Annotated in this window: 3 protein-coding genes and 1 riboswitch; of the genes, 1 reads left to right on the top strand and 2 read right to left on the bottom strand. The window is 71.4% G+C overall.

Annotation, left to right across the window (positions count from 1 at the left end):
* Positions 1-91: 91 nt before the first annotated feature.
* Both NOD94_RS40530 and NOD94_RS40535 read right to left on the bottom strand, forming a co-directional pair.
* The gene (locus NOD94_RS40530; RefSeq protein ID WP_281211252.1) at positions 92-1,666 is read right to left on the bottom strand and encodes an RNA polymerase sigma factor; all 1,575 of its coding nucleotides are present in this window, start codon (positions 1,664-1,666) and stop codon (positions 92-94) included.
* A gap of 236 nt (positions 1,667-1,902) precedes the next feature.
* The gene (locus tag NOD94_RS40535; RefSeq protein WP_281211253.1) at positions 1,903-2,664 is read right to left on the bottom strand and encodes a methyltransferase domain-containing protein; all 762 of its coding nucleotides are present in this window, start codon (positions 2,662-2,664) and stop codon (positions 1,903-1,905) included.
* Positions 2,665-2,721: 57 nt separating this feature from the next.
* Positions 2,722-2,814, top strand: a riboswitch (ZMP/ZTP riboswitch).
* A gap of 27 nt (positions 2,815-2,841) precedes the next feature.
* Between NOD94_RS40535 and NOD94_RS40540 the strand changes: the two genes are divergently transcribed.
* On the top strand, positions 2,842-3,711 hold the full coding sequence (locus tag NOD94_RS40540) for a bifunctional 5,10-methylenetetrahydrofolate dehydrogenase/5,10-methenyltetrahydrofolate cyclohydrolase (protein ID WP_281211254.1): 870 nt from the start codon (positions 2,842-2,844) through the stop codon (positions 3,709-3,711).
* The last annotated feature ends 169 nt before the right edge of the window (positions 3,712-3,880 follow it).

Raw genomic sequence — 3,880 nt, forward strand, 5'->3', positions numbered from 1 at the left:
CCCCCCCCCCCCCCCCCCCCCCCCCCCCCCCCCCCCCCCCCCCCCCCCCCCCCCCCCCCCCCCCCCCCCCCCCGGGGTGCCTCCCGACGGTTTAGTCGAGGTAGTCGCGCAGCACCTGCGAACGCGACGGGTGGCGCAGCTTCGACATGGTCTTGGACTCGATCTGGCGGATGCGCTCGCGGGTGACCCCGTACACGCGACCGATCTCGTCCAGCGTCTTCGGCTGGCCGTCGTTGAGGCCGTAGCGCATGGAGACCACGCCCGCCTCGCGCTCGGAGAGCGTCCCCAGGATCGACTGGAGCTGCTCCTGGAGGAAGGTGAACGACACCGCGTCGGCCGGCACGACCGCCTCGGAGTCCTCGATGAGGTCACCGAACTCGCTGTCGCCCTCCTCACCCAGCGGGGTGTGCAGGGAGATCGGCTCGCGGCCGTACTTCTGGACCTCGATGACCTTCTCGGGGGTCATGTCGAGTTCCTTGCCCAGCTCCTCCGGAGTGGGCTCGCGGCCGAGGTCCTGGAGCATCTGGCGCTGCACGCGGGCGAGCTTGTTGATGATCTCGACCATGTGGACGGGGATGCGGATGGTGCGCGACTGGTCGGCCATGGCGCGCGTGATCGCCTGCCGGATCCACCAGGTCGCGTACGTGGAGAACTTGAAGCCCTTGGTGTAGTCGAACTTCTCCACCGCGCGGATCAGACCGACGTTGCCCTCCTGGATCAGGTCCAGGAAGAGCATGCCGCGGCCGGTGTAGCGCTTGGCCAGGGAGACCACGAGACGGAGGTTGGCCTCCAGCAGGTGGTTCTTGGCGCGGCGGCCGTCCTCGACGAGGATCTCCAGCTCGCGCTTGAACGCGGGCTTGTGGTCCTCCTCCTCTTCGAGCTTGTACTCGGAGAACAGGCCCGCCTCGATGCGCTTGGCGAGCTCGACCTCCTGCTCGGCGTTGAGGAGCGGCACCTTGCCGATCAGCTTCAGGTAGTCCTTGACGGGGTCGGCGGTGGCACCGGCCACCATGACCGTCTGCGCCGGTGCGTCGTCCTCGTCGTCGTCGGACAGGACGAAGCCCTGGGTGCCGCCGGTCTTGGGCGCCCCTTCCTCGGGCTCGTCGGCGAGGTCCTCGGCTGCCCAGTCCTCGCCCTCGGCGGCCGGGGTCTCGCCCTCGTCGGAGTCCTTCGCGCCCTTCTTGCCGGCGGCGGTCTTCTTGGTCGCCGTCGCCTTCTTGGCGGCGGTCTTCTTGACCGTGCGCTTCTTGGGCTCGGCGGCGGCCTCGGCCGCCACCTCGCCCTCGGCGCCGGTCGGCGAAGCGGATATCGCCGCCGCGGTGGCCGGGGCGGCCGTCTTGCGCGCGCCGATGGGGCGCGGCGCGGCGGCCGCCTTCTTGGTCACGGTGCGGGCCGGGGCCGCGGCCGCCTTGCGGGGCTTCTTCGCGGGAGCCTTGGTGGCGGGGGCGGCGCTGACGTGGAGGGCGACGCCCTCCTCGTCCAGGACCTGGTTCAGGCTGCGCAGGACCCGCTTCCACTGGTCCACCGGGATGCGGCCGGCCTCGAAGGCCTGGCGCACGTCGTCACCGTTGATGTGACCCTGCTCGCGGCCGCGCTCGACGAGCGCGACGAGGGCCTCCGATTCGGCGATCTCCGGAGGGAACGTACGGGACGGGCTGAGCGACACAAGGAGCCTCTCGTTGCGAACAGATAAGGGGTGAGCGGGACATCATCGCGCGAACTCGGGAAACAGACCCGAGGGGGGTCTGTATTCCGGGCCGCGCGAGGACACCTGTCGGTTCATCGCATGCCCGAGTCGATTCGTTACGCGCTGAATTGAGTGACCTGCGCCACGCTGTGGCCGCGCAACCGATCCGGCGAGGATCCGTCCGCTCCGCGAACGCCTTTCCGTAGGCCCTCCTCTCAGTCCGTTTTGCGGGCTTCGATGAGGAAACGGGCGGTATGCGCGACGAACGGGCCCTCGCGCCCGATCCGTTCGTGGAGCTCGCGCAGCCGGTCCCGGTACTGCCCGACCGTGAAGCCGGGCACCATCCAGATCACCTTCCGTAGAAAGTAGATCACGGCTCCGATGTCATGGAACTCCGTCCGCAGTCGTTCGGAACGCAGATCGACCACTTCCAGGCCCGCCTTCGCGGCGTCGGCGACGGCGTCGTCGGGGTGCCGACCGCGCCGGACGTCGTCCGGCTGCGGGCCCAGGAAGTACTCGACGAGCTCGAAGACGCTCGCCGGGCCGACCTGCTGGGAGAGGTAGGTGCCGCCCGGGGCCAGCACCCGGGCGATCTCGTCCCACCAGATGGTCACCGGGTGCCGGCTGGTGACCAGCTCGAAGGCCCCGTCGCCGAAGGGCAGCGGGGGCTCGTCGGCGTCCGCGACCACCACCGCGCCCAGTGGGTGCAGCAGGCGGGTCGCCCTGTCGATGTTCGGCGGCCACGACTCGGTGGCCGCCATCAGCGGCGGCAGCGGGCCCGATCCGGCGAGCACCTCACCGCCCCCGGTCTGGATGTCCAGCGCGGAGCGCACCCGCGCCAGACGCTCCCCGAGGAGTCGCTGGTAGCCCCACGAGGGCCGCTGCTCGGTCGCCCGCCCGTCGAGCCAGGAGAAGTCCCAGCCGTCCACGGACACGGATTCGGCCTCGGCGACGAGATGGTCGAAAGTGCGCGTCATGTCTCGATCGTCCCAGCTCCGGCGCCGGGGAACCAGTGGATAAGTCGACTACAGTGGGCGGCGGGCCGTGACTGGCGTTCGGGTGGATCACCACCGGGGAGCGGCCCGGCGTACGCCGTACGTCGACTGCCGCGCGCCTGGGCGAACCGCGATCCGCAGCGACGTTCAGGAGACCCCATGACGACTGCCACTGCCCAGCTGATGGACGGCACCGCCGTCGCCCGCCGCATCTCGGAGCGGACCGCCGCCGACGCGGCGAAGATCACCGAGCGCACCGGCACCGCCCCCTGCCTGGCCACCGTCCTCGTCGGCGAGGACCCGGCCTCCGTCACGTACGTGCGCATGAAGCAGAACCGTTGCGCCAAGGCCGGGATCACCTCCCGCCACGTGGAGCTGCCGGCCGCGACCACCACCGACGAACTGATCGCCACGCTCACCGAGCTCTCCGAGGACCCGCGGATCAGCGGCATCCTGCTCCAGCACCCCGTCCCGCACCACATCGACGAGCGCGCCGCCTTCGAGGCCATCGCCCCGGGCAAGGACGTCGACGGGGTCACCATGCACTCCTTCGCCGCCATGGGCTTCGGCCTGCCCGGCTTCGTGTCCTGCACCCCGGGCGGCATCATGCGCCTCCTGGAGGCCTACGACGTGGACCTCACCGGCAAGCACGCCGTCGTCGTCGGCCGCAGCGCCATCCTCGGCAAGCCCGCCGGGATGCTCCTGCTGGAGCGCAACGCGACCGTCACCTACTGTCACTCCCGCACCGTCGACCTGCCGTCGATCGTGCGCCAGGCGGACGTCCTGGTAGCCGCCGTCGGCAAGGCCGAGTTCATCCGCGGCGAGGACATCAAGCCGGGCGCGGTCGTCCTGGACGCCGGCTACAACGAGGGCAACGTCGGCGACGTCCACTTCGAGTCGGCCGCCGCCCGCGCCTCCCTGATCACCCCCGTGCCCGGCGGCGTCGGCCCGATGACCATCGCCGTCCTGCTGGAGCAGACCGTGCGGGCCGCCGCCGCGCAGGCCGGCCTGGACCTCGCGACCCTCTGACCCCACCGCACGCGCTGACCCCACCGCACGCGCCGGCGTACGACGCACGGTGGACGCCCCGGACCCCGCGGTCCGGGGCGTCCCGCTTTCCCGGCGCCCACGGCGGGGCCCGCGCGGGCCCGCGTCCCCCCCCGCCCGTGGGGCAGATCGGAACATCGTCGTGTATGGA

It is taken from the genome of Streptomyces sp. Isolate_45, from assembly GCF_024721315.2.
Taxonomy (GTDB): domain Bacteria; phylum Actinomycetota; class Actinomycetes; order Streptomycetales; family Streptomycetaceae; genus Streptomyces.